A 24,727-nucleotide genomic window follows, 5' to 3' on the forward strand; every position below is an offset into this window, starting at 1 on the left:
TCAAACCTTAAATCATTTATTATGAAAGCGCTACATAAAATATTAATACTATTTACCTTCGTTTTTATTGGCGGCCAAATGGCTAATGCTCAAAACACCCATAAGGATAAAAAGGCGGCCCATATAGCCGAAATAAAAGGCCTTGTGGAATCTCAAAACTTCTTATTTAATGCTAACTATGCAATCCCTTCAAGAGGCGGCAGCAGATCTTTAACATCAGAGTATGATTTAACTATCACAAAGGATACCATAATATCCTTTCTGCCTTATTTTGGCCGGGCATATACCGCGCCCCCATACGGATCAAGCGAGGGTGGGATCAAATTCACCAACACACATTTTACTTACGTTGTAAAACCTGGTAAAAAAAGTGGCTGGGCAATAACTATTAAACCAACCAATAAAAATATTAGTGATTTTAGGGATATCCAATCAATGTACCTCAATATAAGTGAAGATGGTTATGCCTCACTACAGGTGATTAGCAGCAACCGCGATCCTATTTCATTTAACGGCACAATTGAAAAAAGACCGGTAAAAAAATGAGCCGAAGTCATAAAGCAGAAAGTTCGGTCATATAGTAAGGCGCTTTCTGCTTTTAGCTAATCAATCCGGCATTATCTTTTAAATTCACACCTGATAGTTTCAGTTTAAATGCTTCGCTGATGAGGTAAAAAATCTTCCGGGCAGCTTTTTTATAAGTCAAACCCTTTGGTCGGATGTTTGACACGCAATTCCTCGTTTCATCGGTAAGGCCAGGTTTGGGTTTATAAGTAAGATATGCTCCCACACTGTCGGCAGAACTAAGCCCCGGACGTTCGCCTATCAGCACAAGGGACAATTGGGCTTTAAGTTTATAGCCAATATCATCACCTATAGCTACCCTTCCCTGTTCTACCAGGCTGATTGGGGCTAATTTAAATTCGCTTTGGGATAGCAAGGGTATAAGCTCCTTTAGTAAACCAATAGTATTCTCATTTACAGCTGTTGCCGAAAGGCCATCAACTATGATGATAGCCACATCGGTATGAATAAAATAATCATCCAATTGATCTGACGAAACCTCGTTAAGCTTTCGGCCAAGATCAGGTCGTTGTAAATATTGTTGACGGTTGTGCACCTGGCTATGCAGGCAGATCACAGGTACCTCAAAAGGTTTAAGTGACTCTGTTAATTGACTGATATCCAATTCAGAATAAACAGCATCACGCGCATGAGCATGGGCCAGTTTAAAATCCAAAGACTGTTTTAGCGGAATACTTGTACCTACCCGCCCAATAGCGATGCGTGCAGATGTAAATTCCTGCAACGCTTTTAATGGCTCTATCTCTTGTGGGAGGTTTCTTTTCATTTTAAAATTCAAAATTTACAATCGCCATTAGCCTTTACCATTGCATCAAACCATGGCGCCAAGTAAACCATGTGATGAATTTACCGGTAGCATATTACCCTTATCATCCACAATACCCTGCTTAATTAGCCACAGTTCAAACTCAGGAGCCGGTTTAAGCCCCAGTACTTTACGCAAGTATAATGCATCATGAAAAGATGTGGATTGATAGTTAAGCATAATATCATCGGCACCGGGTATACCCATTATAAAATTGCAGCCTGCTACGCCCAATAGGGTAAGTAGGTTATCCATATCATCCTGGTCGGCTTCGGCATGGTTGGTGTAGCAAACGTCGCATCCCATAGGCAGCCCTAATAATTTTCCGCAAAAATGGTCTTCTAAGGCCGCACGGATAATTTGTTTGCCATCATATAAATATTCGGGGCCTATAAAACCCACCACCGTATTCACCAATAAAGGTTTAAACTTCCGGGCAACAGCATAAGCCCGAACCTCGCAGGTTTGTTGATCTACGCCGAAATTAGCATTAGCTGATAACGCACTACCCTGCCCTGTTTCAAAGTACATTACATTATCGCCAATAGTTCCGCGATGGAGAGATAGCGTAGCCTGGTATGCTTCTTCAATTAAATTCAGGTTAATACCAAAACTTGCATTGGCCTGCTCTGTACCCGCTATTGATTGAAAACAAAGGTCAACAGGAGCTCCTTCATTTATCAACTGCAAAGTTGTAGTAATATGGCCCAATACGCATGTTTGGGTCGGAATCTCAAACTGGTGCCTGATATTATCCATCAACTTCAACAAATTGTTCACCGCCGCCGGACTATCAGTGGCTGGGTTAATACCAATTGTGGCATCACCGCTTCCATAAAGCAAGCCGTCAATAATACTGGCTGCAACACCTTTAGGATCATCCGTTGGATGATTGGGTTGCAAACGTGTGCTGAAACGCCCTTTTAATCCAATCGTGTTCCGAAAGCTGGTAACTACTTCGCACTTTTTTGCTATCGCGATCAAGTCCTGGTTACGCATTAGTTTGGATACTGCCGCCACCATTTCGGGCGTAAGGCCCGTTGAGATATTGGTCAGCGTTACTGTATCAGTTTCATCGCTAAGAAGCCAGTCACGAAGTTCACCAACTGTTAAATGCCCTATATGATCAAATGCAATAACATCATGGTCATCGATAATTAAACGCGTGATCTCATCCTGCTCATAAGGAACAACCGCTTCATTCAAAAACGTTTTTAAAGGCACATCTGCCAACGTGATCTGGGCTGCAACTCTTTCCTCATAACTTCCGGCGCACACGCCTGCAAGCTCATCTCCCGAACGATAAGGTGACGCTTTGCCCAACAAAGTTTTCAAATCTGGAAACTTATAAACTTTGTTACGTATGGTGTGGCGATAAGACATTAAATTAGTTATTAATTCAATTGTTGATTGATCTATACATGGCACTATCCGGCTTCAGTAAACACTGGAGCGGTCATCATTTCATCTGTAAGCGCAACTTTATGTTTCCCCATCAGCACAAAAACCAAAATTACCAAGGCTAAGCCGGCAAAGAATATGAGGCTCATCTCTCCATTAAAATACATGGTAGCAATCAAGCATATTACACAAATAACAAGTGCAATAGCCGGAAAAATGGGATAGTAAGGTGCGGCAAAAGGTCTGTCCAGATTGGGTTCTTTTTTTCGTAAAATAAACAGGCTGATCATGCTCATCATGTACATTACCACGGCGCCGAGTACAGATAACATAATAATTTGATCAGTTTTAAATTTGTAAATAAAAATTGAGCTTACTATTCCACCAACAATAAGCGCCCAATGCGGTGTTTTAAAACGATGGTTAATACTTGCCAATCCGCGGGGTAAATAACCACTTCTCGCCATGGCAAATATTTGCCTTGATGAGGCCAAAATGATACCATGCAGCGACGCTATCAGACCAAACAAACCAATGCTTGCAAATATTTTTGTTAGCCCGTTTCCTTTACCCAATACAATTCCTATGGCTTCAGGTAGTGGATAGTCAAGGCTTTTTAGCTTGTGCCAGTCGGTTACTCCACCTGTAAGGATCATCACTCCCAAAGCCAAAAACACTAAAGTGGCGATGGCCGAAATATATCCTCTCGGGATATTCTTTTTAGGATCTTTAACCTCTTCGGCAACCATAGCTACACCTTCAATGGCCAAATAAAACCAAACCGCGAAGGGCAAAGCTGCAAATACTCCGCTCCAGCCAAAAGGCATAGGATCGGCTAAGTACGTAGTCATTTTAAAATGCGGAGAAACTACACCCATGTACAGTAAAAGCTCCGCGACTGCTAATAAGGTAATGAAAATTGAAAAAGTGGCCGATTCCTTTACGCCGTATGCATTAAGAATAATGAAAGCAACATTAAAAAGCATGGCGGTATGCAAAACTGGAATATCGCTGTTCAGAAAATGAAGGTATGTGCCAAGGGCCACAGCAATTGCCGGTGTGGCCACCAAAAAATCTACAAGGGTTGCATAGCCTGCAATTAATCCGCCGAACGGCCCCATGGCTCTATATGCATAAGCAAAAGCCCCGCCCGCATGAGGAATTGAAGTAGTAAGTTCAGTATAGCTGAAAATGAAGGTGATATACATTACCGTAATCACCAAAGTGGCTATCAAAAGCCCAACGGTACCTGATACAGCCCAGCCCAGGTTCCAGCCAAAATATTCACCAGAGATCACTAACCCCACAGCAATTGCCCAAAGGTGAACGGGCTTTAAAACTCTTTTTAACTGCTCTGCCGGGGTTGCTGCCATATGCTTTATAATGTTTGATTTGCCGCCTTAAGATACTTAAAGACCGGCTTAAATCAAAATGAGCATATGTTATGGAATTGTTAAGTAGTTAAACGTGTTCTAAATCTCCCCCAAAGTGGAGATTTAGAACACGTTTCTTTAAATTTTTGCTCCTTACACAAGGATAGAATTGGCACTTACACTTTCAAATTACTTTTCAAAAAACCAATGCTACTGGTAATACTCGCAAGGGGATCTTTCGGTCCATCATGCTCCACAAAAAAGTGTTGCATTCCTGCAGACTTTGCTGCTGCAAAAATTGGCTTAAAATCTATAGTACCACTGCCAACAGGCAATATCGTTGTACGACTGGCGTCCAGATCTTTTACATGCCATAGCGGGAAACGGCCAGGATGCTGTTTAAACATTTCAACAGGATCTTTACCGGCTTTTACTGCCCAGGCAAGATCGAGCTCCATTTTTACATTTTGGGAGTCTGTTTCACTAAGTAACATATCATAAGGCACTTTACCATCAACAGGATGAAATTCCATATCATGGTTATGGTATGCAAATTGAATCCCTACCTTTTTAGCGGCCTCCCCTGTTTTGTTAAGTACTTCTATGGTTGATTTTACTTCGTCTATTGTTGCTGTTGGTGAGTTAGCACATACCAGGTATTTTATCCCGCCGGCAGCCGCATCGTCAACAAGTTCCTGCATATTATCCCGCAGGTTTTTCATTGGTGGGATCACCATTGGTTTGCCATCGGCGCCATTAGGTAGTTTGGTTCCGGGAGGAAGTTTAAACGGAGCACCTAAAACATGGTGCGAGGTCCAGTTCATACCAAGGTCATTCACCATGCCTTTAAACTCTTTAGGTGTCATACCATAGTATCCCCCTTTTTTGCTAAAGGCCGATTCCATGTCTTTATACCCCAGAGCCGCAATTTTAGTAAGAGTACCTTTTACATCCTCGTCGATAACGCCAAAGAATGTAAAAAGCTGCAAGCCTACCGCATGCGGAGCTGCCATATTACTTAATAAAGATGCTGCTTTTCCTGATAAGGCGAGGCCGCCAAGCACCAATGCACCTGTGCTTTGGATAAATTTTCTCCTGTTGTAATTCATGCTTATAATTTAGTTTTATTGTGGTACAGTAAATCTAAATAATAATAATCAGCAAATTAAAACTTATTGTGTCTTTTTTACACAATTAAATTTAACAGGAGAGTTTTCAAGTATAAATCCTTATATCCAATCAGTTTCAGGATCGCAAGGGACGGGCTATTTCTATCCTGTGCGTTTGCGGATGGGTGTGCCGAAAGTAATCAGCATAACGGTTCATTTTTCTTACTCCTGCGTAAACAAATTGCAATTAGGCCAGTCCAGCCGGTTTGGTGAGATGCACCGGCGCCACGCCCGTTATCACCATCAAAAAATTCATAAAAAAGTAAGTGATCTTTAAAATGGGGGTCCGTTTGCATTTTTTTATTGGACCCAAAAAGCGGTCGATTCCCTTTCTCATCCCGTAAAAACAATTTAGATACCCGCAGATACAGCTCATTAGCTACTTCAGAAAGGTTCATGAAGTTACCAGATCCTGTTGGGCACTCCACTTTAAAATCATCACCATAATACTGGTGAAAGCGGTGTAAACTATCAATAATTAAATAGTTTATTGGCATCCAGATTGGGCCACGCCAGTTACTGTTGCCACCAAAAAGGCCACTATCACTTTCGGCAGGAGTATAAGAAATACCAAAATCAACACCATTCACAGCAATTTTAAATGGATTATCCTGATGATATTTAGATAGCGAACGAATACCATACTCACTTAAAAACTCCTTCTCATCCAGCATATATTTCAGCAAAGATTTCATGCGGTATCCACGCAACAAGCTTATAAGATGCTTTCCGTCGCAATTTTTTTCGTTCCACCGCGAAACCAGCGATGCAAGGTCTGGTCGTTTTTCGGCAAACCATTTCAGGCGCTCTTTAAATATAGGACTATCAGTTATATCGGCTTCCTCCAAAACCTCGGTTGCAAATAACGGGATAAGCCCTACAATGCTTCTGACCCTCATTTTGATCGACCCATCGTTAGGAAACCGGATCTGATCGTAAAAGAAACCATCCTGCTCATCCCAAAGGCCTTCATTGTTTTCACCGAGATTTGACATCGCACCCACGATATAGATAAAATGTTCAAAAAACTTAGAGGCGATATCCTCATATGCTTTATCAGTTGCAGCAAGTTCGGTAGCAATCCGCAATAAATTAAGCGAGTACATAGCCATCCAGCTGGTACCATCCGCCTGCTCCAGGTGTTGGCCAGATGGAAGTTGAGTATTCCTGTCGAACACACCAATATTGTCCATACCAAGAAAACCACCTTCAAAAATATTATTACCCTGGGCATCCTTACGGTTTACCCACCAGGTAAAATTGAGCATCAGCTTATGGAATATCCTTTCCAGGAAATAGGTATCACCTTTACCATCGTTGGCCAATTTATCAGTTTTATACACGTGCCAGGTTACCATGGCGTGTACGGGCGGGTTCACATCTCCATAATCCCATTCATAAGCCGGTAATTGCCCGTTTGGGTGCATATACCAGTCCCGGGTAAGTAAAACCAGTTGATTTTTAGCAAAAGCCATGTCAATGGCAGCCAAAGGCAGACAATGAAATGCAAGATCCCATGCCGCAAACCAGGGGTACTCCCATTTATCAGGCATGGATATCACATCTTTAGTATTAAGGTGCCTCCATTTATGGTTACGTGCATCGTCTCTATTGGCAGGCGGTTCTGGCTGCGAAGGATCGCCGTTTAGCCATTGGCGAACATCAGTGTAGTAGAATTGCTTATTCCAAAGCATGCCGGCAAATGCCTGTCGTTGAATGAGGCACCTGTCAACATCATTCTTGTTACTGTGAATGTCATTATAAAACTGATCGGCTTCGGTTAGGCGGGTATTAAAAACCTCATCAAAATCCTCAAAGCTATAATTGGCATCCGGCGAAAGTCTTAACCTGATGGTTACACTTTGTTTTGCGGCGATATCAATATCATAATTCACAGCCGCTTTTGTACCCGTATTTTTAAGATTAACGGTATCGGCGTTGTGTACAATATGATCGTTAATGCCATCTTTATGGTATTGAAGTCCGCTATCAAAATTGTACAGGCGTTTCATGTTGGTTTCATTATCGCAGAACAAAACCTGGGGGTTGCCTTCCGTGTGGAGCCAAAGCTGACCAAGATCTTTATGAAACACCTCAGTTGTACCGTTGCCAGATGCTGTGATATGCGGTTTATAATCATCATAGCCCCAACTCCAGGTGTTACGGAACCATAAGGTAGGCATTACATTAAGCGCTGCACTGGCATCGCCCCGGTTATGCACCGTGATCTTAATCAGGATGTCGTCCTGCTCGTTTTTGGCATATTCGGTAAAAACGTCAAAGTATTCATCTTTATCGAAAATTCCGGTATCAATCAATTCAAATTCAGGATCGTTGCGGGTACGGCGTTTATTTTCGTTAACAAGTTCGGCATAAGGAAATTCAGTTTGCGGGTACTTGTACAGCGTTTTCATGTATGAATGCGTAGGTGTACTATCCAGGTAATAATACAGTTCCTTTACATCCTCACCATGATTACCCTCGGGGTTACTTAAACCAAAGTAGCGTTCTTTAATGATCGGATCTTTTTTATTCCACAACGCGATGGCAAAACACAAATTTTGCTGCCTATCGCATATACCTGCAATCCCCTCCTCGCCCCAGCGGTAGGCTTTGCTGCGTGCCATATCATGGGTTATATAATTCCAGGCATCACCGCTGGCGCTGTAATCCTCACGTACTGTTCCCCATTGGCGATCACTTACGTAAGGTCCCCATCTTTTCCAGCCTGTATCCTTTAGCCTTGATTGTTCTGCGTTCATTAATGCAAAATAGGTTTAATTATAGAAATTAACAGAATTGCAGAGCATGTTTTACATGAGGGTGAGAAAAACCAAAAATTAGCCTGTAAGCAAAAGTTTTATTGTATTGCTATACAGAGCGTGACATAACAATTAGAAAATAAGCGAAAACCAAGTGCTGTATAAATCATCATGAATTGCGAGTTTCTCAAACGAAACACCGCACTTCATTCTATTTGAGTTTAAGATACTCCATAAAACCCATCATTCCTGCCGGATAAACCCCAAACCAAATAATTAACAGGCTTAGAACCGATAGAGCTATAATACTTACCATATAAAATACCGGATTTGCTTTTTCTTCTTGAGGTGCAATACTTTTTTGGCCAGCGAACATCGTGGAGATAATCCGGAGATAATAGTACAAGCCAATTACGCTACTCATAACCAGGACAAATGCGGTCACCCAAAATCCCGCCTGAAGCCCAGCTGCCAGTATATAAAATTTACCAACAAAGCCAACTGTGAGCGGTATCCCGGCTAAGGACAGTAAAGCCGAACTAAATATGCAGGCCAAAACAGGGTGTTGCCAAAATAATGCTCTGTAGCTTTCAATATCTTCCGCATCCTTTTCTTTATTGGATAAAACGGTCACAATGCCAAAAGCGGTTAACGTGGTAATAAAATAAGCCATCAGATAAAAACTAACGGCTTTTATACTCATTGTACTGCCAGGGATAAAAGCGACTAACAAGTAACCAAGGTGAGCAATAGACGAATAAGCCAGAATACGTTTCACGTTTTTTTGTTGTACTGCAAGCAGGTTACCCATAATCATTGATGCAATGGCAATACAGATCAGAATAAGCATCACAACCTTAAACCTAAAGCCATCAATCATTATAAAAAAACGGAGCAGCACCGCAAAAACTCCCCCTTTGGAGGCTGTAGCAATAAAGGCGGTTACCGGTGCAGGGGCTCCCTCGTATACATCGGCAGTCCACATATGAAACGGGACTACTGCCAGCTTAAATCCTATTCCCACTAACATCATTCCCAAGCCTGTAAGAAATAGTGGGGATAGTGATTGAACTGAGGTTAGCCAACGGGCAATTATTGAAAAGTCCATGCTTCCGGTTTCCATATAAATTAGGGCCATCCCGAAAAGAAGAAAGGCAGAAGAAAATGCCGCCAGAACAAGGTATTTAATTCCCGCCTCTATATTATGATGCCTAACCCGCAAATAGGCAATCAGGGCGTATAAACCAACAGTCAGGATTTCGAGCCCGAGGAACAAAGAAATAAAATGCTTACTAACTGCCAGCACACAGGCTCCAAGAGTACACAGAAAAAGCAGCACGTAATACTCTTTAGGGCTTTCCTCCTTTTCTTCAAAATAGATATAAGAAAGGATATTGACCACCAAACTTGAAAAAATGATGAGGCCCATAATAAACACCGAAAATCCATCTATAACCAACAGCGGTTCGATGCGGTAAGGAAGCAATTGTTGAATATAAAAAAGTGAAGAAAAGGTGACAGCAAACAAAAGCAGACTACTTAGCTGAATTACGCGGTGACTCAATTTTACTGCAATCAGCAGCATGATCAACACGGAAGAACCGGCAAGTAATAATAATGGCGTAAGAGCAAAGAAATCGTTACCTGACATAGTGTTCTTCTTATTTTTTGACCAGATATTTATTTGTGTTCGATGGTATTTCCTGATGGTTTTCTTTTTGCACACTTTTATTCTCCGTTAGGAAAATATGCTCCAACTTGTTAATCACCGGTTTAACTGTATTGATGACAGGCTGTGGATACAAGCCCAGCCAAATTATTGATAGTGTGAGCGCTGCCATAACCACTATTTCTCTAAATGAAAAATCGCGAACCTGATCCGGTCTTTCTGATGGCCCTAAAAAAACTTTCTGTACAATACGCAAGGAATAAATGGCAGAAAAAACAAGGCCAATGGTAGCGATGACAGTAACCAATACATTGGCTTTAAAAGCGCCCAATAATATCAGGAATTCAGCAATAAAATTCCCCAATCCGGGTAAGCCCAGGGAAGCCATGGCAAACAGCATTCCTATGGCCCCCATTTGAGGCATCTGAGTCCATAACCCTCCCATTTGGTTAATATCGCGGGTATGAAGGCGTTCTTTCAGCATCCCTGCCATAATGAACAAGGCCCCCGTACTTATTGCATGTGTAACCAATTGCATTACTACGCCCTGGAGCGCCAGCTCATTAAAAGCAAAAATACCCAGTATCACAAAGCCCATGTGGCTCACACTTGTGTAAGCTACAAGCCGTTTCAAATCTGTTTGTGAGTAAGCCAGGATGGCCCCGTAAATAATCCCCATTACACCAAAGAGCATAGCCCATGGCGCTAACTCCTTCGCAACTTCAGGGAATAAAGGGAGTACAAACCTTAATATACCATAAGCCCCCGTTTTTAATAGTAAACCTGCCAGTATCAAACTTCCCGCAGTAGGCGCTTCGCCATGCGCATCGGGTAACCAGGTATGAAAGGGAACTATGGGTAATTTCACCACAAAGGCAATCATAAAACCCAACATCAGCCAAAAAGCAATACCCGGTGAAATGATGGTTCCCAGTAATTCAAAGTAGTTGAAGGTATAAACACCGGTATTACTACCATGGATAAAATATAAGCCAATAATGGCCAACAGCATCAGCAGGCCACTGGCTTGGGTAAAAATAAAAAACTTGTACGCAGCATATTCCCGGTTTTCGCTTCCCCATATCCCAATCAGGAAATACATCGGGATAAGCATTACCTCCCAAAAAAAGTAAAACAGGAACAAATCCATTGCCATGAACACTCCTGAAATTCCGGCCAGTATCCAAAGCAAGTTGAAATAATAAAAACCAAGGCGTTCTTTTATATCGTTCCAGGAACATAGTACCGCTAAAATTCCAAGGAAAAACGTCAGTACCAATAACAACAAGCTTAATCCATCAATAGCCAGGTGAAAGCTTATCCCAAATGACGGTATCCAGGTATGCCGGTAATCTATCAACCATGTATTGGAAAGCTGGACATTAACGGTGCGGTATTGGTCGATCCAAAAAGATACTAAAGCAATAAAACCAACTGATAGCGTACAAAGCGCAATCCAGCGGGGTAGGTTTTTATTCCATTGCCCCAACAGGAGTGCCAGCAAACCGCCTCCCATTAATAAACCGATGACATAAATAAGTATCATAACATTATTTGTATACTTAATATGATTATTGCGCCTATTACCAATCCCATAATATACCACCTTAATGATCCCGACTGGGTAAATGATAAGGATCGATAAAGGCGGATAGTGACGAACGTTATACCCTGATAAAGCTTATCAACCACATCATTTTTGTTGATATTGGCTATAAAAACAACAGGCCTCACAATTAGCACATCGTATAATTTATCAAAACCCCAGCCCGAAAACCAGAAAAAATAGAGGTTCATGGCAAATCCCGATTGCTTTAATTTTTCAATACGCTGTGGTTGTTTGTAATAAAACAAATAAGCCAGATAAATCCCACTAAAAGTTGCCAGGAGGGCCAGGATCTGAAATTCCAGTTCAGTATTCATACCGGCCTTTAAAACCGTTTCGGGTAATACCGGCTCAAGCATGCCCGAAAAAAGTCTGAAATGACCAAAATTATGAGGCAGTTCTATAAAGCCTGCGAAAAGGGAAAAAAATGCCAGGACAATTAAAGGAACGGTCATTAACTTACCGGGATGATGACCAATCTCTGTTTTAGCTTCGCCCCAAAAAACAAGAATCACCATCCGGGTTGTGTATACCGCTGTAATGAAAGCCCCCAGCAAGGCAATAAACCATAGCGTGGGATTCCCTCCTTCGCTGGCCCAGGCGTACCATAGTATTTGATCTTTGCTATAAAATCCCGCACTTATCAATGGAAGCGCGGCTAATGAGGCCGAACTAATCAGAAAAGTCCAGAATATGACTGGCAGCTTATTTTTAAGTCCGCCCATTTTAAACATATTATGCTCGTGATGCAAGGCTTCTATCACAGCGCCTGCTGCCAGGAATAAAAGCGCCTTAAAAAACGCATGGATCATGAAATGAAAAATAGCCGCCGACCAGGCGCCTACGCCCAACGCCAAAAACATATACCCGATTTGACTGATGGTAGAATAAGCCAATACCCGTTTTATATCATATTGTGTGAGGGCGCTGAAACCAGCTATGAATAAGGTTGCCGCTCCAATCACAGCAACTGTCATTTGTACAATTGGCGACAACTGAAAAATAACATGCATCCGGGCGATGAGATAAACACCCGCTGTTACCATAGTAGCAGCATGGATTAGCGCACTTACGGGCGATGGCCCCGCCATAGCATCGGGCAGCCAGGTTTGTAACGGTAACTGAGCAGACTTCCCCACCCCTCCGGCAAGTAGCAATAGCGCTGTAATGGTAGCTATTGACGCCCCCTGTTGCCATAAAACCGGGGCCTTAGCCAAAACATCGGGAATAGCCAGCGTGCCAAACTGGTAAAAAATTACAAAAAGCCCGATAGCCATGGCCGTGTCGCCAATCCGGGTGATGATAAAGGCTTTACGGGCTGCATATCCGTTGACCGCGCTTTCATACCAAAAACCAATCAATAAGTAGCTGCACAAACCCACGCCTTCCCAACCCAAATACAACAGCAATAAATTATCAGCCAGTACTAACAGGAGCATAGAGAACACAAACAAGTTCATGCAGGCAAAAAAGCGTGAATAATCTTTATCATCCGCCATAAAACCCGCCGAATAAATATGTATCAGAGCACCGATAAACGTGATTACAAAAACAAAAACAAGTGATAGCGCATCCAGGAAAAGCGTTATTTTAGGGCTAAAGCCAGCTACCTGCATCCATGTCCATAGAGTTTGGGAATAGTTACCTGAAGCAGGCGGATGAGACAGAAAACTGACACCAATTACAAGCACGATGAGAGCTGAAAGGCTTACGCTTCCTGCACCAATTATTGCAACCCAAACACGGGGTATACGTTTACCTGCCAATGCCAGTATCAAAAAACCGGCAAAAGGCAAAACTGGTACAAGCCATAACAGGTTATTCATATTGCTTTTATTTATACGTGTTTTTTGCTTTAAAACCCCTATTCCAATTTTAAACTATCCTTTCATTTCTTTCAACTTGTCAATATCTAATGATTTATGCTGATGATAAATTTGGAGTATCAGCGCCAGTCCAATGGAAACCTCTGCTGCTGCCATAGCCAGGATAAAGATGAACATCACCTGTCCATCCGGTTGTGCCCAGCGTGAGCCCGCTGCCACAAAGGCGAGGCCTGAAGCATTTAGCATTACTTCTACAGATAGCAACATAAAAATGATGTTCTTTCTGATGATGACACCAGCAATGCCCAGCACGAAAAGCAAGCCTGCCAGTAACATAACTATCTCTATAGATATAGATGATTTCATGATTGCTCCTCTCCTTTTAAAAACCTGTGCAAAATCATTTTTTTATGCTGCCCTATATGTGCCGCGCCTACTACACCCGCCATTAACAACATGGCCGCCAGTTCTACGCAGATAAGATATGGCCCGAACAATGAAACAGCAACGACCTTGGGATCAATAATTTGCAGATTGTATGACCCCGCATGAGCTGTAATGATCAGGTAAACCAATTCCACAAAAAGAATAGCCGACAAAATTGCCGGACCAATCCAAACCTTTGGTTTAAGCCATTCTTTCTCCTGTTTCGCCGTTTCCTGGCCGAGGTTTAAAAGCATGATCACAAAAATAAAAAGCACCATGATTGCACCGGCATAAATGATAATTTCAAGCAAGGCTGCAAATGGCGCACCCAATAAAAAAAAGATTACAGAAATGGATAACAAGGAAATAATGAGGTACAGCAGCGCGTGCACCGGGTTATGCCTGGAGATGACCATGACTGTGGAAATCACGGTTACAAAAGCGGTTATGTAAAAAACGATATCCATTTTTAAGGCAATAAACTGTGTATATCAACTGGTGGTTCCTCGTTGTCACCTTCACCTTTTCCTTTTATACCTGCAGCCAAGCCGGCAACTTTATAATAATTATAGCCGGGATATTTCCCCTGGCTATCTATCAATAAATCTTCTTTCTCATAAACCAGGTCCTGCCGGTTATATTCAGCCATCTCAAAGTCGGGAATTAACTGAATAGCGTATGTAGGGCAAGCTTCTTCACAATAGCCGCAAAAAATACATCTGGAGAAATTGATACGAAAAAACTCGGGATACCTTCTGCCATTCTCATCTTCGGTAGCCTGCAAAGAGATGCAATCCACCGGGCAGGCAGCGGCACATAAATAACAACCCACACAACGCTCGCCCATATCGGGGTCACGGGTCAATACAATTCGTCCCCGCCAGCGTGGATGCAACACCACCTTTTCTTCAGGATACTGTATGGTTTCCCTTTTTCTGAACGTATGCAGAAAAGTAAGTCCTATGGTTCTTAATATGCTGATCATCGTTTCTCTTTTTACATTATCACTGATAAAAGGGTGAATTTTAAATCGTCGCGTCCCGCCCTTAGTTAATCGCTATACACGTTATGACATCATTACTTTTTCATCATTAATACAATCCCTCCCGTTATTAATAAGTTTAGTAAAGCCAGGGGTAATAATATTTTCCACCCGTATTCCATCAGCTGGTCATACCTGGGCCTGGGGAGCGAGGCCCTCAGTAAGATGAAAAACACGATAAAAACAAAAGTTTTAAGTGTAAACCAAACTAAAGGAGGCAAGAATGCTGGCCCTAACCAACCACCAAAAAACAGGGTAACTACCATAGCCGAAATGAGGGTGATACCCAGGTATTCGCCAATAAAAAACATCCCGAATTTCATCCCCGAGTATTCCGAATGAAAACCAGCCACAAGCTCGCTTTCTGCTTCCGGGATATCAAACGGCAGCCGGTGTGTTTCGGCAATGCCTGCTATCATGAAAATAACGAAAGCTACCGGCTGAGTAATAATATACCAGCAACCTTTTTGAGCAAGTACAATATCTGTAAGCCTGAATGAGCCTGACAGCATCACTACCCCCATTAGCGAGAGTCCCATAAATACTTCATAACTGATCATTTGCGAGGCCCCACGTAATGCCCCGAGCAGCGAATATTTGTTGTTTGAGGCCCAACCGCCCAACACTATGCTGTAAACACCGAGGGATGACATTGCCAGGAAAAACAGCAGGCCAATATTGAGGTCGGCAATGAGAAGGCCCGGTGCATAAGGGATGATTACGAAACTCATGAGTACCGTAGCTCCTATAATAGTTGGAGCAATCACAAAAATTGTTTTATCAGCAAATGGAGGAATCCAGTCTTCTTTAAAAAACAGTTTAATGGTATCGGCAACTACAATGAGCAAACCAAACGGACCAGCACGATTTGGGCCATATCTATCCTGCCAAAGTGCCAGCATTCTCCGTTCCAGCCAAATCAGCCACGCAGCAATTGTAGTTAATGTAAATAATACAATTACAATCATCAGGATATATTGAAGTATTGTGCTCATATCGCTGCTTTTGTTAAAATTCCTGTCGCCGGCCAGGCAATTCCGCTCAGTCCGGAAATATTGAATGGTATACCTGCCAGGCCTTCTGGTAGTTCTTCATTTATCTTTGCAGGTAACTTATAAAGCTGATCTGTGATCTGCACCTGCATCATATCATTTTCGCTGATATTCAATTTTGCCGCGTCGTGTTTGTTAATGACGATATAAGGCTGGGGAGATCGCTCCGCAATACCGGGTGTATAGATACTGAGTTCTTCGGAACCAAATATGTGCAACAGTGGCACAAGTTGCCATTCCCCGGTACGTGGTGTAAAAGCCGGCGGTATAGTATTCAGAAATCCATTTTGGGCAACGGCGGTTTCTGGGAACAACCTTTTACCCGGATCGCCACCCTGCAAAGGCCCTCCAACTTCCGTTTGGTATTTGTTGATGGATTGTACCGAGTTCCAGCCCGGGGCCCAGTAAAACGGGACTAAAGGAGCCGGCGGCATTCCTTTAAAACCCTCCATCGTAAATGATAAAGCCGAATCGGGATCTTCGGGTGGTTTGGGTTCACTTACAATAATGTTGGCCAGCATAGCCGTGCGGCCGCTATAACGATGTGGTTCGCGGGGAATTTTCTGCCCGGCAATACGAAAGTCCGCGGGTGGCGCTACTGTTTCTGCTCCTTTAAATTGAGGCATTAACCCCACCATTTCGGCCATCAAATCACCGGGAGCGACCAGATCTTCCGGACTTACTCCATTTTTAAATTGTCTTAATTCATCAAGCCATCGCCAGCTTTCCCTCAGGTTTTCATTTTTCGGCATAAATACCTGGAAGAAACACTGGGCCCTGCCTTCGTTATTAACTATCGTCCCATCGGCTTCGGCAAACGTGCCAACAGGTATCAATACATTGGCCCGGTTAGTAGTACCATTATGCAAATGATCAAGCACTATAACCTGTTTGCAATGGTCAAAAAAGCTATCCATATCCTTTTTAGCTCCTCTGCGATACAGGTCATTTTCCACAATAATTACGGTATCAGCTTCCCCCTTTTCCAAAACTTCTGCGGCCTGTTTTAACGATGGCGCCTGCATCATCGCCAATCCCATCGAGTTGCATTCAGGAACCACAAAGCACAGGCTGGCTTTTTTATCTTTAGTACCCAACGCAAATGCAATGTTTGAAGCCGCTTTAAGAATAGCTTCATTACCCAGGCTTGTTCCGCAGATGATCAGTGGTCTTTCAGCTTTTTTCAGGATATCTGCAATGCGATGGGCAAGTTTTAATGTATCATCACCTATTCCCCCGGGCGCAGGGGCTTCATTGTTCAGGGAATTTGCAATGGTAAAGCCTAACCGTGCAATATCATCGGGCGATATATGCAGGCTATCTGAGGCAATTTCGTCCAGCTTGGTTTGAGTGGGATAAGCTACAAAGAGTTCCCCTTTTTCCTGTTGGGCAAATTCACGTAACGCGGCATCATGCCAGGAGGGTATATTTATTCGTTGTGCATTTTCAAAAGGCTTTTTACTTATTGCCTGCCGTACCGCCAGCGCCAATAGTGGTGCAGCATTGGTTATGTCTTCTCCCAGTATTAAAACAGCATCAGCCGCTTCAGTTTCTTTTAAAGTGGGCGTATGGATGTGTCCTGAATTTACAGTATGAAGTATAGTGTGCATTAGCTGAGCTTCGGTTTCTGAAATGCCCTGGTAAAAACTATCTTTTCCTACCAGTTGCATCAAGGCAAAGTTCGATTCCAATGATGCCCGCGGAGAAGCAATACCAATCACCTTATTGTTTAATAAAACAGATTTGAGGTGGTTATATAAATCTTGTTTACCTACAGCATCTGGAACTTTGCCTCGTATTAAAGGCTGCTGGATGCGGTTAATACTGTTTACAAATTCATAACCAAATCGGCCCCTATCACAAATGAAATAACCGTTTACCTCGCCATTAAACCTACTGGTGATCTGCCTGAGTTCCCCATAGCGCTCCCCAGCTATAATATTACAGCCCAGGCTGCAATGCTGGCAAATAGAGGGCGCCATGGTCATATCCCATTTTCGGGTATAATGTTCTTTAAGGGTTTTATCGGTAAAAACTCCGGTAGGGCAAACTTCTGCAAGGTTGCCGCTAAACTCGTTTTCCAGTATGCCATCCTGCGCCCTGCCAAAATAAACATGATCATGAGCTGCAAATACATCGAGGTCTTTCCCGCCGGCATAATCTTTATAAAACCGAACGCAACGGTAACACTGTATGCAGCGGTTCATTTCATGATTAATAAAGGGCCCCAGATACTGATTGGTATGAGTACGTTTTTTGTATTGAAACCGACGGTAAGTATGGCCTGTCATCACGGTCATGTCTTGTAAATGGCAGGAACCGCCCTCATCACAAACCGCGCAATCATGCGGATGATTAGTCATGAGCCATTCTATAACCTGCGAGCGAAAAGCTTTGGCAGTAGGATCGTTAACAGATAGATACATGTTATCTTTCACCACTTCCATGCATGACATCACTAAACGGCCATTGGTATCCTGCTCGTCTTTAAAGAGTTTAATGGCGCATTGGCGGCAGGCGCCTACGGAACCCATGGCGGGATGCCAGCAAAAATAAGGCAAATTAAAACCCAGCGTAAGACAGGTTTCGAGCAAATTTTTGCCGGGCTTTACTTCGTAAGCTTTACCATCAATATAAATTGCTGCCATTGTATTTTACCTCCACGGACATCTTTTTTCGTTTATATGCTTTTCAAAATCTTCTTTAAAATATTTCAGGCCGCTTTGCAGCGGTTCCATTGCTCCGGGCGCCAGGGCACAAAATGTGTTACCGGGTCCTAAATGTTTAGTGTGCATTTTCAACAATTCCAAATCTTCGGGTCTTCCTTCTCCATTTTCAATCGAAAGCAAAATCTTTTCTGTCCAAGGCAAACCCTCCCTGCAGGGTGTGCACCAGCCGCATGATTCCTGCGCAAAAAAGTGCTCCAGGTTGTGTACAAAACCAACTGGACAAGTTTGGTCATCAAGTATGATCATTGTGCCTGTGCCCAAACGGCTGCCGGCCGCAGCTACAGATTTGTAATCCATTTTAATATCAAGGTGCTCTGTTACCAGGAAATCGGTAGAAGCGCCCCCCGGGAGGGCTCCCTTGAATTTGAAGCCATTTTTCATTCCGCCGGCGTGCTCTTCAATCAGCTGCCGCATGGTAGTACCCATTGGCAACTCCCATAATCCGGGGTTATTTACTTTGCCACTAACGCCGTATAATTTAGTTCCCGCATCAGCACCTGGACTCAGGCCTCTAAACCAATCAGACCCATTATTAACGATGTGCGGAATATTACAAAGTGTTTCCACATTATTAACAATGGTGGGTTTACCAAATAAACCACTTACCTGCGGAAAAGGAGGCTTGGTGCGGGGAGTGGCCCTTTTCCCTTCAAGCGCATTTAACAAAGCGGTCTCTTCCCCACACATGTATCTGCCAATGCCTGTATGCAAGTGCATTTCGAGGTTAAAGCCGGAGCCTAAAATATTTTTCCCGAGGTAACCGGCCGCATAAGCTTCATCGATAGCATGCCTGATGAGCCGGGCAGCTTTTTTATAGGCCCAGCGCAAAAAAACATAGGATATATTGGCTTGTATAGCATAAGCCGATACAATCATACCTTCAATTAATTGATGTGGATTTCCTTCAAGCAACAGGCGGTCTTTAAAAGTTCCGGGTTCCATCTCGTCGGCATTGGCAACCAGGTATTTGGTTTGCGCATTATCATCCATCGGCACAAAACTCCATTTAATTCCCGTATTGAAACCAGCGCCACCCCGGCCTTTAAGGTCTGAGTCCTGCACCATTTTTGTAATATCCCGTGGAGACATCTTAACAGCCCTGTGCACAGCCTGATACCCGCCCACACGCACATAATCTTTAAGATTAAACGAAGGGCGATTCATGTCAATATGTTGCGTCAGCGGCGTTTCCATGTATTATTTATACTCTTTTAATATATCATCCAATTTATCGTTGGTTAAATCCCTGTACAAATCATCATTAATCATTAATGCTGGGGCATGATCACAGGTGCCCAGGCAGGGGTTAGGCAAAAGGGTGAACCTGGCATCGGGCGTAGTTTCTCCGAATTTAATGTGCAACCGGGCTTGCAAATGCTCATATATTTTTTCATAACCCATTACATAACAAGTAATACTATCACATAGTAAAATAATATTTCGACCTACAGGCTTACGGAAAATGAGATTATAAAATGTTGCCACACTCTCCAGTTCCTCGGCAGACATATCCATGTGGATTGCAATAGCCCGAAGACTTTCATCTGAGATCCATCCACGATGATTCTGCACAATTTTTAACGCTTCTATGCAGGCCGCTTTCCTGACCGGGACAAGCGCAATCTCATGGTCTATTTTCAATATTTCTTCCGTTGATAGCATAATTGTTTTGATTTAGCCAACCGGGAATTTGTATCGTATTCTCTTTTTATCCTTAACTTCTATTTTTCGAATGTTTCACCTGTCTATATCGGCCAGCACATAATCCATGGCGCCCAAAATGGATAATAAATCTGCAACCGTGTATCCCTTGCTGATATATGGCAGCATCTGCATGTGCGGGAATGAGGGCGTTCGGATTCTCACTCTGTAGGGTGAAGTATTGCCATCACTAGTCAGGTAATAACTATTGGCCCCTTTGGTAGCCTCAATACAGCTCATAGCTTCCCCGGCGGGAATTACCGGCCCCCAACTTACATTCAGGAAATGGGTAATGAGGGTTTCAATATCCTGCATCGTATTTTTTTTAAGAGGAGGTGTAGTTAAAGGGTGATCGGCCTTATAATTTCCCTCGGGCATATTTTTTAGGCATTGATCAATAATGCGCAGGCTTTGCCACATCTCTTCAACACGTACCTTTGCTCTATCATAACAATCGCCGTTTTGAGCCGTTGGGATATCAAATTCAAAATTTTCATAGCCAGAATAGGGTTGTTTTTTTCTGAAATCCCATTCTAACCCGCAAGCTCGTAAACCAGGACCGGTTACCCCCCACTCTATTGCTTCTTCTACGGTGTAAATGCCTATACCCACTGTTCGGCCTTTGAAAATGCTGTTACGCATCACCATCTGGTGATATTCTTTCAGTTGTTTTGGAAAATAAGCTACAAAATCGCTCACCAATTTATCCCAGCCCTTAGGTAAATCCTGGGAAACTCCTCCAATTCTGAACCAGTTTGGATGCATCCTGGCTCCGCAAATAGCTTCCACAATATCAAATATCTTCTCCCTATCTGTAAACATGTAAAATACGGGCGAAAGCTGCCCCAAATCCTGCGCAAATGTACCGTACCATACCAGGTGACTTGCTATGCGGAAAAACTCACATAACATAATGCGCATTACCTTTACCCTTTCGGGAACGATGATACCGGCCAGCTTTTCAACAGCCAGTAAATAGGCCAGATTGTTCATTACTCCACCCAGGTAATCCACCCTATCGGTGTATGGTATATAGGTATGCCATGACTGGCGCTCGCCCATTTTTTCTGCTCCGCGATGATGAAAGCCAATATCCGGAACAGCATCAACGATATCTTCACCGTCCAGCTGGAGAATAATGCGTAAAACGCCATGTGTACCGGGGTGCTGAGGACCAAGATTAAGGAACATAAAATCGGCATCTTCACTTGCTCTTTTTAAGCCCCAGTCTTCGGGACGGAATTGCAGGGCGTTTTGCTCCCGGTCTTGTTTTTCGTCCCAAAGTTTAAATGGCCCCATTTCGGTGGCTCTTGCAGGATGTTCCTTTCTCAACGGGTGGCCTTCCCAGGTCAACGGCATCAGTATGCGGGTTAAATGAGGATGGCCTTCGAAATTTATGCCGAACATATCATAAACTTCCCGCTCATACCAGTTGGCATTTTTCCACAAAAAACTGATAGATGGTATAGATGGATGATCACCTTGTAAGGCTACTTTAAGGCGGATAAAAACATTCCGTTCAAATGAAAGCAGGTGATAAACAATAGTAAAATCAGATAGCGTCGATCCATTCTTTTTAGCATGGCTTCGCTCATCAATAGCACAGAGGTCATACAGTAATTCAAAAGGATGGTGGATGGTGTGCTTAAGATAGTTAAGTACCCTTGTTATGTTTTCCTTTGCAACCCATAAAGTAGTAATCTCATCAACTGTAAGCTGCTGAGTAAAAACAGACCCTCCGAATTCAGAGGTCAATTCATCTGTCAAGCCTGAATAGTTATCCATGCTCTTTATACTTTATTTAGGTTTATATTAAATACTAATGCATGCTAATGCATTTCTTAAATCCAATTTAAATCCCATCAGGCGAACGGAAATCGATCATCTTTTTACGTTCTGCCCTTTTTTCTTCCTTCATTGACACTTGTTCGGGTTTTATAACCCCCTGGGGACCAATGGCCCAACTTAAAGGTCTTTGTTCTTTCCCTACCGAAGCAGCCAGGAGCATCAACCCCTGCATAAAAGCATCAGGCCGGGGTGGGCATCCGGGAACATATACATCTACCGGCAAAAACTTATCTACGCCCTGCACAACACTGTAAATATCATACATGCCACCGGAGTTGGCGCAGGAGCCCATGGAGATCACCCATTTAGGTTCCATCATTTGCTCGTGCAAACGTTTAATGATTGGGGCCATTTTTACAAAAACGGTTCCAGCTATAACCATTACATCAGCTTCACGGGGAGTTCCCCGTATTACCTCCGCTCCAAAACGTGCAACATCATATTTGCTGGTTAAACTGGTTGCCATTTCCACAAAACAGCACGAAAGGCCAAAATGAAAGGGCCACATGGAATTTTTTCGACCCCAGGCGAGTAAATCCTGAACTGTTGTAAGCATAACGCTTTGCCCAACAGACTCTTCAAAAGAACCTGTTCCTTTTAGCGTATTTGCCGGTTCAGCCGGGTTACTAAGCCACCATTTCATATTGTGGGTTTCTTTAGGTTTAGTTTTTGATAAGCTTTTAGAATTTTCTTCCCATCAGGTCCAAAATCCAATGCTCCAATGCTCCATTCATAAATAAGTACAGCAAACAACAGCCCAATAAAAATACAAATGCTTATATAGCCCGGCCATCCTAATTCATTAAATGCCAGGGCCCATAAAACAATAAATACTACTTCGATATCAAAAATGACAAATATCATGGCCACAAGGTAGAATTGCGCCGAAAACCGCAGTCTTGCCGACCCGGTTTCTATGATGCCCGATTCATAAGGCTGACCGGTGGCCCGATCAGTATGACGTTGTCCCAAAAAATAGGAAAGGGAAATAATAAGGATCATTAACAACAAAACAAAAGCACCGTAAACTATAAATGGCCAAAATGGTACACTGGGTGGGCTTGATACATTCATAAATACTATATTATAAAAGAATGTCTATAAACTGCTTTTGTACTTGAATGGGTATTTCCCAAATTTTAGCAGCCTTTAATGTAATGCTCCATATTTTCGATAATGAATTTTTGTTCTTCGATGATGTATTTTACTACGTCGCCAATAGAAATAATTCCCTTTAGTTTGCCATCGTCTATTACGGGCAAATGCCGTATAAATTTATCGGTCATTAACCTCATGCATTCTTCTATGGTGTTAGAAGAGGAAACGGTTACCGGATCTTCCGTCATGATTTCACCAACCAGGATTTCTTTGGAAGCTCTCCCTTTCAGGATCACCTTACGGGCGTAATCCCTTTCGGTGAAAATACCACGGAAGTGCTCTTGGTCCATTACTAAAATAGCGCCAATGTTTTTTTCATACATCAACTCCAGCGCTTCAAAAACAGTAATATCCGGACTTACAAAAATTGGAGATTGACTTTTGGTACATAAGATATTTCTAACACATCCCATTATGAGCTCCTTTCTGGTTACAGGTTGGGGAAATAATTTGGTAACAAATTGGTTATAATAAAGTTACTTAATTGTTTCAGAAAAAAAAGCAATATTTAAAAATAAATAACAATATTGATTTTTATTTTCAACTGCAAAATTCAGGCTAAAAGCGGTGTGAAAATCCCTAAGCCATTTAGCCTCTTATTTTTAGATTATCGACTTATTTGACGCTCTTTTTCTATAAGTTGGTCGATTTTCTGCTGAATGAGTTTAGTGTATAACGTTCCTTTTTAAAATCAGTGTCAGTCCTTATTTAAAATCGGCCCCTTTTGTTGTTAATTTCCACTGTTCCAATTCTGCAGACATAGCTGCCAGTTTTTCCGAAGCCCTGTTATAGGCGTCATTCCCAAGAAACAGGTGCATTGGCGGTTCAGAACTTCCAGCCAATTCCATAAATATTTCCGCTGCCCGGTCCGGGTCACCAGCTTGCTGCCCGTTCATGGACAAGTAACGGTCCTGCGTGTTCCTGACAGCTTCATAACCTTCAATTTTGGTAGTGGTGAACGCAAGCGAGTCTTTAGTTAAAAATCCTGTACGGAAACCAGATGGCTCTACTATAGTAACTTTAATTCCAAATTCTTTAACATCCAATGCGATGACTTCAGAAAAGGCAGCCACCGCAGCTTTGGTAGCTGAATAAACAGACCAACCGGGAGCACCAACAAAACCAGCCACCGAACCGATATTTATAATATAACCCGACCGCTGACTGCGCATTACCGGCAAAACACTCTTTACCACATTTATTGTAGCAAGTACATTAATATTAAAGATGTTCCTGACATCCTCTTCGGCTATTTCTTCTAATGTTCCGGCCATTCCATAGCCAGCGTTATTAACCACCACATCAATCCGGCCGAACGCTGCCAGTGTTTGCTGTATGGATTCATCAATGCAATCCACGTTATTCAAATCGACGGCCAGCGGAAGAAAACGATCCTTGTCTATCAATCCAACCTCCTGGCTCAATGCATGTGCATCACGGGAGGTTGCGGCAACCCGATAGCCGTTATCAAGCAGTTTTTTTACCAGGGTCAATCCCAATCCCTGAGAAGTCCCGGTTACATACCATACTTTTGAAGTATTCATCACGTTACATTTTAATGTTTCTATTCGAGTT

General features: G+C 42.7%; 21 protein-coding genes. 1 reads left to right on the forward strand and 20 read right to left on the reverse strand.

The window, feature by feature from the left end; genetic code table 11:
• The first annotated feature begins 21 nt into the window (after positions 1–21).
• Entirely contained in the window at positions 22–546 is a 525-nt protein-coding gene (locus AC1D0K_RS02260; RefSeq protein ID WP_477398832.1) for a DUF4251 domain-containing protein, read from the forward strand.
• A 52-nt stretch (positions 547–598) separates the two neighbouring features.
• Here AC1D0K_RS02260 and eutC read toward each other — a convergent pair whose 3' ends face one another.
• The 20 genes from eutC to AC1D0K_RS02360 form a co-directional block, all read right to left on the reverse strand.
• Positions 599–1,351 (reverse strand): ethanolamine ammonia-lyase subunit EutC, encoded by a 753-nt coding sequence (gene eutC, locus AC1D0K_RS02265; protein ID WP_477398834.1) that lies wholly within the window; start codon positions 1,349–1,351, stop codon positions 599–601.
• A gap of 45 nt (positions 1,352–1,396) precedes the next feature.
• Positions 1,397–2,773 (reverse strand): ethanolamine ammonia-lyase subunit EutB, encoded by a 1,377-nt coding sequence (locus AC1D0K_RS02270; protein WP_477398836.1) that lies wholly within the window; start codon positions 2,771–2,773, stop codon positions 1,397–1,399.
• Positions 2,774–2,817: 44 nt separating this feature from the next.
• A complete protein-coding gene (eat, locus tag AC1D0K_RS02275; protein WP_477398838.1) occupies positions 2,818–4,164 on the reverse strand; it encodes an ethanolamine permease in 1,347 nt (448 codons plus the stop codon).
• Positions 4,165–4,340: 176 nt separating this feature from the next.
• On the reverse strand, positions 4,341–5,273 hold the full coding sequence (locus tag AC1D0K_RS02280) for a sugar phosphate isomerase/epimerase family protein (protein WP_477443316.1): 933 nt from the start codon (positions 5,271–5,273) through the stop codon (positions 4,341–4,343).
• A gap of 200 nt (positions 5,274–5,473) precedes the next feature.
• The gene (locus AC1D0K_RS02285) at positions 5,474–8,095 is read right to left on the reverse strand and encodes an MGH1-like glycoside hydrolase domain-containing protein (protein ID WP_477397068.1); all 2,622 of its coding nucleotides are present in this window, start codon (positions 8,093–8,095) and stop codon (positions 5,474–5,476) included.
• A gap of 211 nt (positions 8,096–8,306) precedes the next feature.
• The gene (locus AC1D0K_RS02290) at positions 8,307–9,746 is read right to left on the reverse strand and encodes an NADH-quinone oxidoreductase subunit N (RefSeq protein ID WP_477397065.1); all 1,440 of its coding nucleotides are present in this window, start codon (positions 9,744–9,746) and stop codon (positions 8,307–8,309) included.
• Positions 9,747–9,756: 10 nt separating this feature from the next.
• A complete protein-coding gene (gene nuoM, locus AC1D0K_RS02295) occupies positions 9,757–11,310 on the reverse strand; it encodes an NADH-quinone oxidoreductase subunit M (RefSeq protein ID WP_477442518.1) in 1,554 nt (517 codons plus the stop codon).
• Positions 11,307–13,196, reverse strand: coding sequence for an NADH-quinone oxidoreductase subunit L (gene nuoL, locus AC1D0K_RS02300; RefSeq protein ID WP_477442516.1), 1,890 nt, complete (start codon positions 13,194–13,196; stop codon positions 11,307–11,309). The genes nuoM and nuoL overlap by 4 nt, the downstream gene beginning before the upstream one ends.
• A 54-nt stretch (positions 13,197–13,250) precedes the next feature.
• A complete protein-coding gene (gene nuoK / locus AC1D0K_RS02305; protein ID WP_477397059.1) occupies positions 13,251–13,562 on the reverse strand; it encodes an NADH-quinone oxidoreductase subunit NuoK in 312 nt (103 codons plus the stop codon).
• Positions 13,559–14,089 (reverse strand): NADH-quinone oxidoreductase subunit J, encoded by a 531-nt coding sequence (gene nuoJ / locus AC1D0K_RS02310; RefSeq protein ID WP_477397057.1) that lies wholly within the window; start codon positions 14,087–14,089, stop codon positions 13,559–13,561. The genes nuoK and nuoJ overlap by 4 nt, the downstream gene beginning before the upstream one ends.
• Before the next feature lie 2 nt (positions 14,090–14,091).
• The gene (gene nuoI, locus AC1D0K_RS02315; RefSeq protein WP_477397055.1) at positions 14,092–14,607 is read right to left on the reverse strand and encodes an NADH-quinone oxidoreductase subunit NuoI; all 516 of its coding nucleotides are present in this window, start codon (positions 14,605–14,607) and stop codon (positions 14,092–14,094) included.
• A 92-nt stretch (positions 14,608–14,699) separates the two neighbouring features.
• Positions 14,700–15,659 carry an NADH-quinone oxidoreductase subunit NuoH gene (nuoH, locus tag AC1D0K_RS02320; RefSeq protein ID WP_477397053.1) on the reverse strand — a complete coding sequence of 320 codons (960 nt, stop codon included), beginning with the start codon at positions 15,657–15,659 and terminating at the stop codon, positions 14,700–14,702.
• Positions 15,656–18,364 (reverse strand): NADH-quinone oxidoreductase subunit NuoG, encoded by a 2,709-nt coding sequence (nuoG, locus tag AC1D0K_RS02325; RefSeq protein ID WP_477397051.1) that lies wholly within the window; start codon positions 18,362–18,364, stop codon positions 15,656–15,658. Before nuoG ends, nuoH begins: the two co-directional genes overlap by 4 nt.
• Positions 18,365–18,370: 6 nt before the next feature.
• Positions 18,371–19,639 carry an NADH-quinone oxidoreductase subunit NuoF gene (gene nuoF, locus AC1D0K_RS02330; RefSeq protein ID WP_477397049.1) on the reverse strand — a complete coding sequence of 423 codons (1,269 nt, stop codon included), beginning with the start codon at positions 19,637–19,639 and terminating at the stop codon, positions 18,371–18,373.
• Positions 19,640–19,642: 3 nt separating this feature from the next.
• Complete coding sequence (gene nuoE, locus AC1D0K_RS02335) at positions 19,643–20,107, reverse strand: NADH-quinone oxidoreductase subunit NuoE (protein ID WP_477397047.1); 465 nt, start codon at positions 20,105–20,107, stop codon at positions 19,643–19,645.
• 75 nt (positions 20,108–20,182) lie between these two features.
• Positions 20,183–21,931 (reverse strand): NADH-quinone oxidoreductase subunit C/D, encoded by a 1,749-nt coding sequence (nuoC, locus tag AC1D0K_RS02340; protein WP_477397045.1) that lies wholly within the window; start codon positions 21,929–21,931, stop codon positions 20,183–20,185.
• Positions 21,932–21,998: 67 nt separating this feature from the next.
• Complete coding sequence (nuoB, locus tag AC1D0K_RS02345) at positions 21,999–22,637, reverse strand: NADH-quinone oxidoreductase subunit NuoB (RefSeq protein WP_477397043.1); 639 nt, start codon at positions 22,635–22,637, stop codon at positions 21,999–22,001.
• Positions 22,634–23,068 carry an NADH-quinone oxidoreductase subunit A gene (locus AC1D0K_RS02350; protein WP_477397041.1) on the reverse strand — a complete coding sequence of 145 codons (435 nt, stop codon included), beginning with the start codon at positions 23,066–23,068 and terminating at the stop codon, positions 22,634–22,636. Before AC1D0K_RS02350 ends, nuoB begins: the two co-directional genes overlap by 4 nt.
• 65 nt (positions 23,069–23,133) lie before the next feature.
• Positions 23,134–23,565, reverse strand: coding sequence for a CBS domain-containing protein (locus AC1D0K_RS02355; RefSeq protein ID WP_477397039.1), 432 nt, complete (start codon positions 23,563–23,565; stop codon positions 23,134–23,136).
• Between the two features lie 291 nt (positions 23,566–23,856).
• Entirely contained in the window at positions 23,857–24,696 is an 840-nt protein-coding gene (locus tag AC1D0K_RS02360; RefSeq protein ID WP_477397037.1) for an SDR family NAD(P)-dependent oxidoreductase, read from the reverse strand.
• Positions 24,697–24,727: the final 31 nt, after the last annotated feature.

The organism is Mucilaginibacter sp. P1_A3, from assembly GCF_056406855.1.

Excerpts from the sequence above, each read along its gene's own strand:
- nuoG (WP_477397051.1), bottom strand. The coding sequence starts at position 18,364 with ATGGCAGCAATTTATATTGATGGTAAAGCTTACGAAGTAAAGCCCGGC.
- AC1D0K_RS02280 (WP_477443316.1), bottom strand. The coding sequence starts at position 5,273 with ATGAATTACAACAGGAGAAAATTTATCCAAAGCACAGGTGCATTGGTG.
- nuoE (WP_477397047.1), bottom strand. The coding sequence starts at position 20,107 with ATGCTATCAACGGAAGAAATATTGAAAATAGACCATGAGATTGCGCTT.
- nuoF (WP_477397049.1), bottom strand. The coding sequence starts at position 19,639 with ATGGAAACGCCGCTGACGCAACATATTGACATGAATCGCCCTTCGTTT.
- nuoM (WP_477442518.1), bottom strand. The coding sequence starts at position 11,310 with ATGATACTTATTTATGTCATCGGTTTATTAATGGGAGGCGGTTTGCTG.
- nuoB (WP_477397043.1), bottom strand. The coding sequence starts at position 22,637 with ATGAAATGGTGGCTTAGTAACCCGGCTGAACCGGCAAATACGCTAAAA.
- AC1D0K_RS02290 (WP_477397065.1), bottom strand. The coding sequence starts at position 9,746 with ATGTCAGGTAACGATTTCTTTGCTCTTACGCCATTATTATTACTTGCC.
- AC1D0K_RS02260 (WP_477398832.1), top strand. The coding sequence starts at position 22 with ATGAAAGCGCTACATAAAATATTAATACTATTTACCTTCGTTTTTATT.
- nuoH (WP_477397053.1), bottom strand. The coding sequence starts at position 15,659 with ATGAGCACAATACTTCAATATATCCTGATGATTGTAATTGTATTATTT.
- AC1D0K_RS02285 (WP_477397068.1), bottom strand. The coding sequence starts at position 8,095 with ATGAACGCAGAACAATCAAGGCTAAAGGATACAGGCTGGAAAAGATGG.
- AC1D0K_RS02270 (WP_477398836.1), bottom strand. The coding sequence starts at position 2,773 with ATGTCTTATCGCCACACCATACGTAACAAAGTTTATAAGTTTCCAGAT.
- nuoK (WP_477397059.1), bottom strand. The coding sequence starts at position 13,562 with ATGAAATCATCTATATCTATAGAGATAGTTATGTTACTGGCAGGCTTG.
- eutC (WP_477398834.1), bottom strand. The coding sequence starts at position 1,351 with ATGAAAAGAAACCTCCCACAAGAGATAGAGCCATTAAAAGCGTTGCAG.
- nuoL (WP_477442516.1), bottom strand. The coding sequence starts at position 13,196 with ATGAATAACCTGTTATGGCTTGTACCAGTTTTGCCTTTTGCCGGTTTT.
- AC1D0K_RS02355 (WP_477397039.1), bottom strand. The coding sequence starts at position 23,565 with ATGGGATGTGTTAGAAATATCTTATGTACCAAAAGTCAATCTCCAATT.
- eat (WP_477398838.1), bottom strand. The coding sequence starts at position 4,164 with ATGGCAGCAACCCCGGCAGAGCAGTTAAAAAGAGTTTTAAAGCCCGTT.
- nuoJ (WP_477397057.1), bottom strand. The coding sequence starts at position 14,089 with ATGGATATCGTTTTTTACATAACCGCTTTTGTAACCGTGATTTCCACA.
- AC1D0K_RS02360 (WP_477397037.1), bottom strand. The coding sequence starts at position 24,696 with ATGAATACTTCAAAAGTATGGTATGTAACCGGGACTTCTCAGGGATTG.
- AC1D0K_RS02350 (WP_477397041.1), bottom strand. The coding sequence starts at position 23,068 with ATGAATGTATCAAGCCCACCCAGTGTACCATTTTGGCCATTTATAGTT.
- nuoC (WP_477397045.1), bottom strand. The coding sequence starts at position 21,931 with ATGGATAACTATTCAGGCTTGACAGATGAATTGACCTCTGAATTCGGA.
- nuoI (WP_477397055.1), bottom strand. The coding sequence starts at position 14,607 with ATGATCAGCATATTAAGAACCATAGGACTTACTTTTCTGCATACGTTC.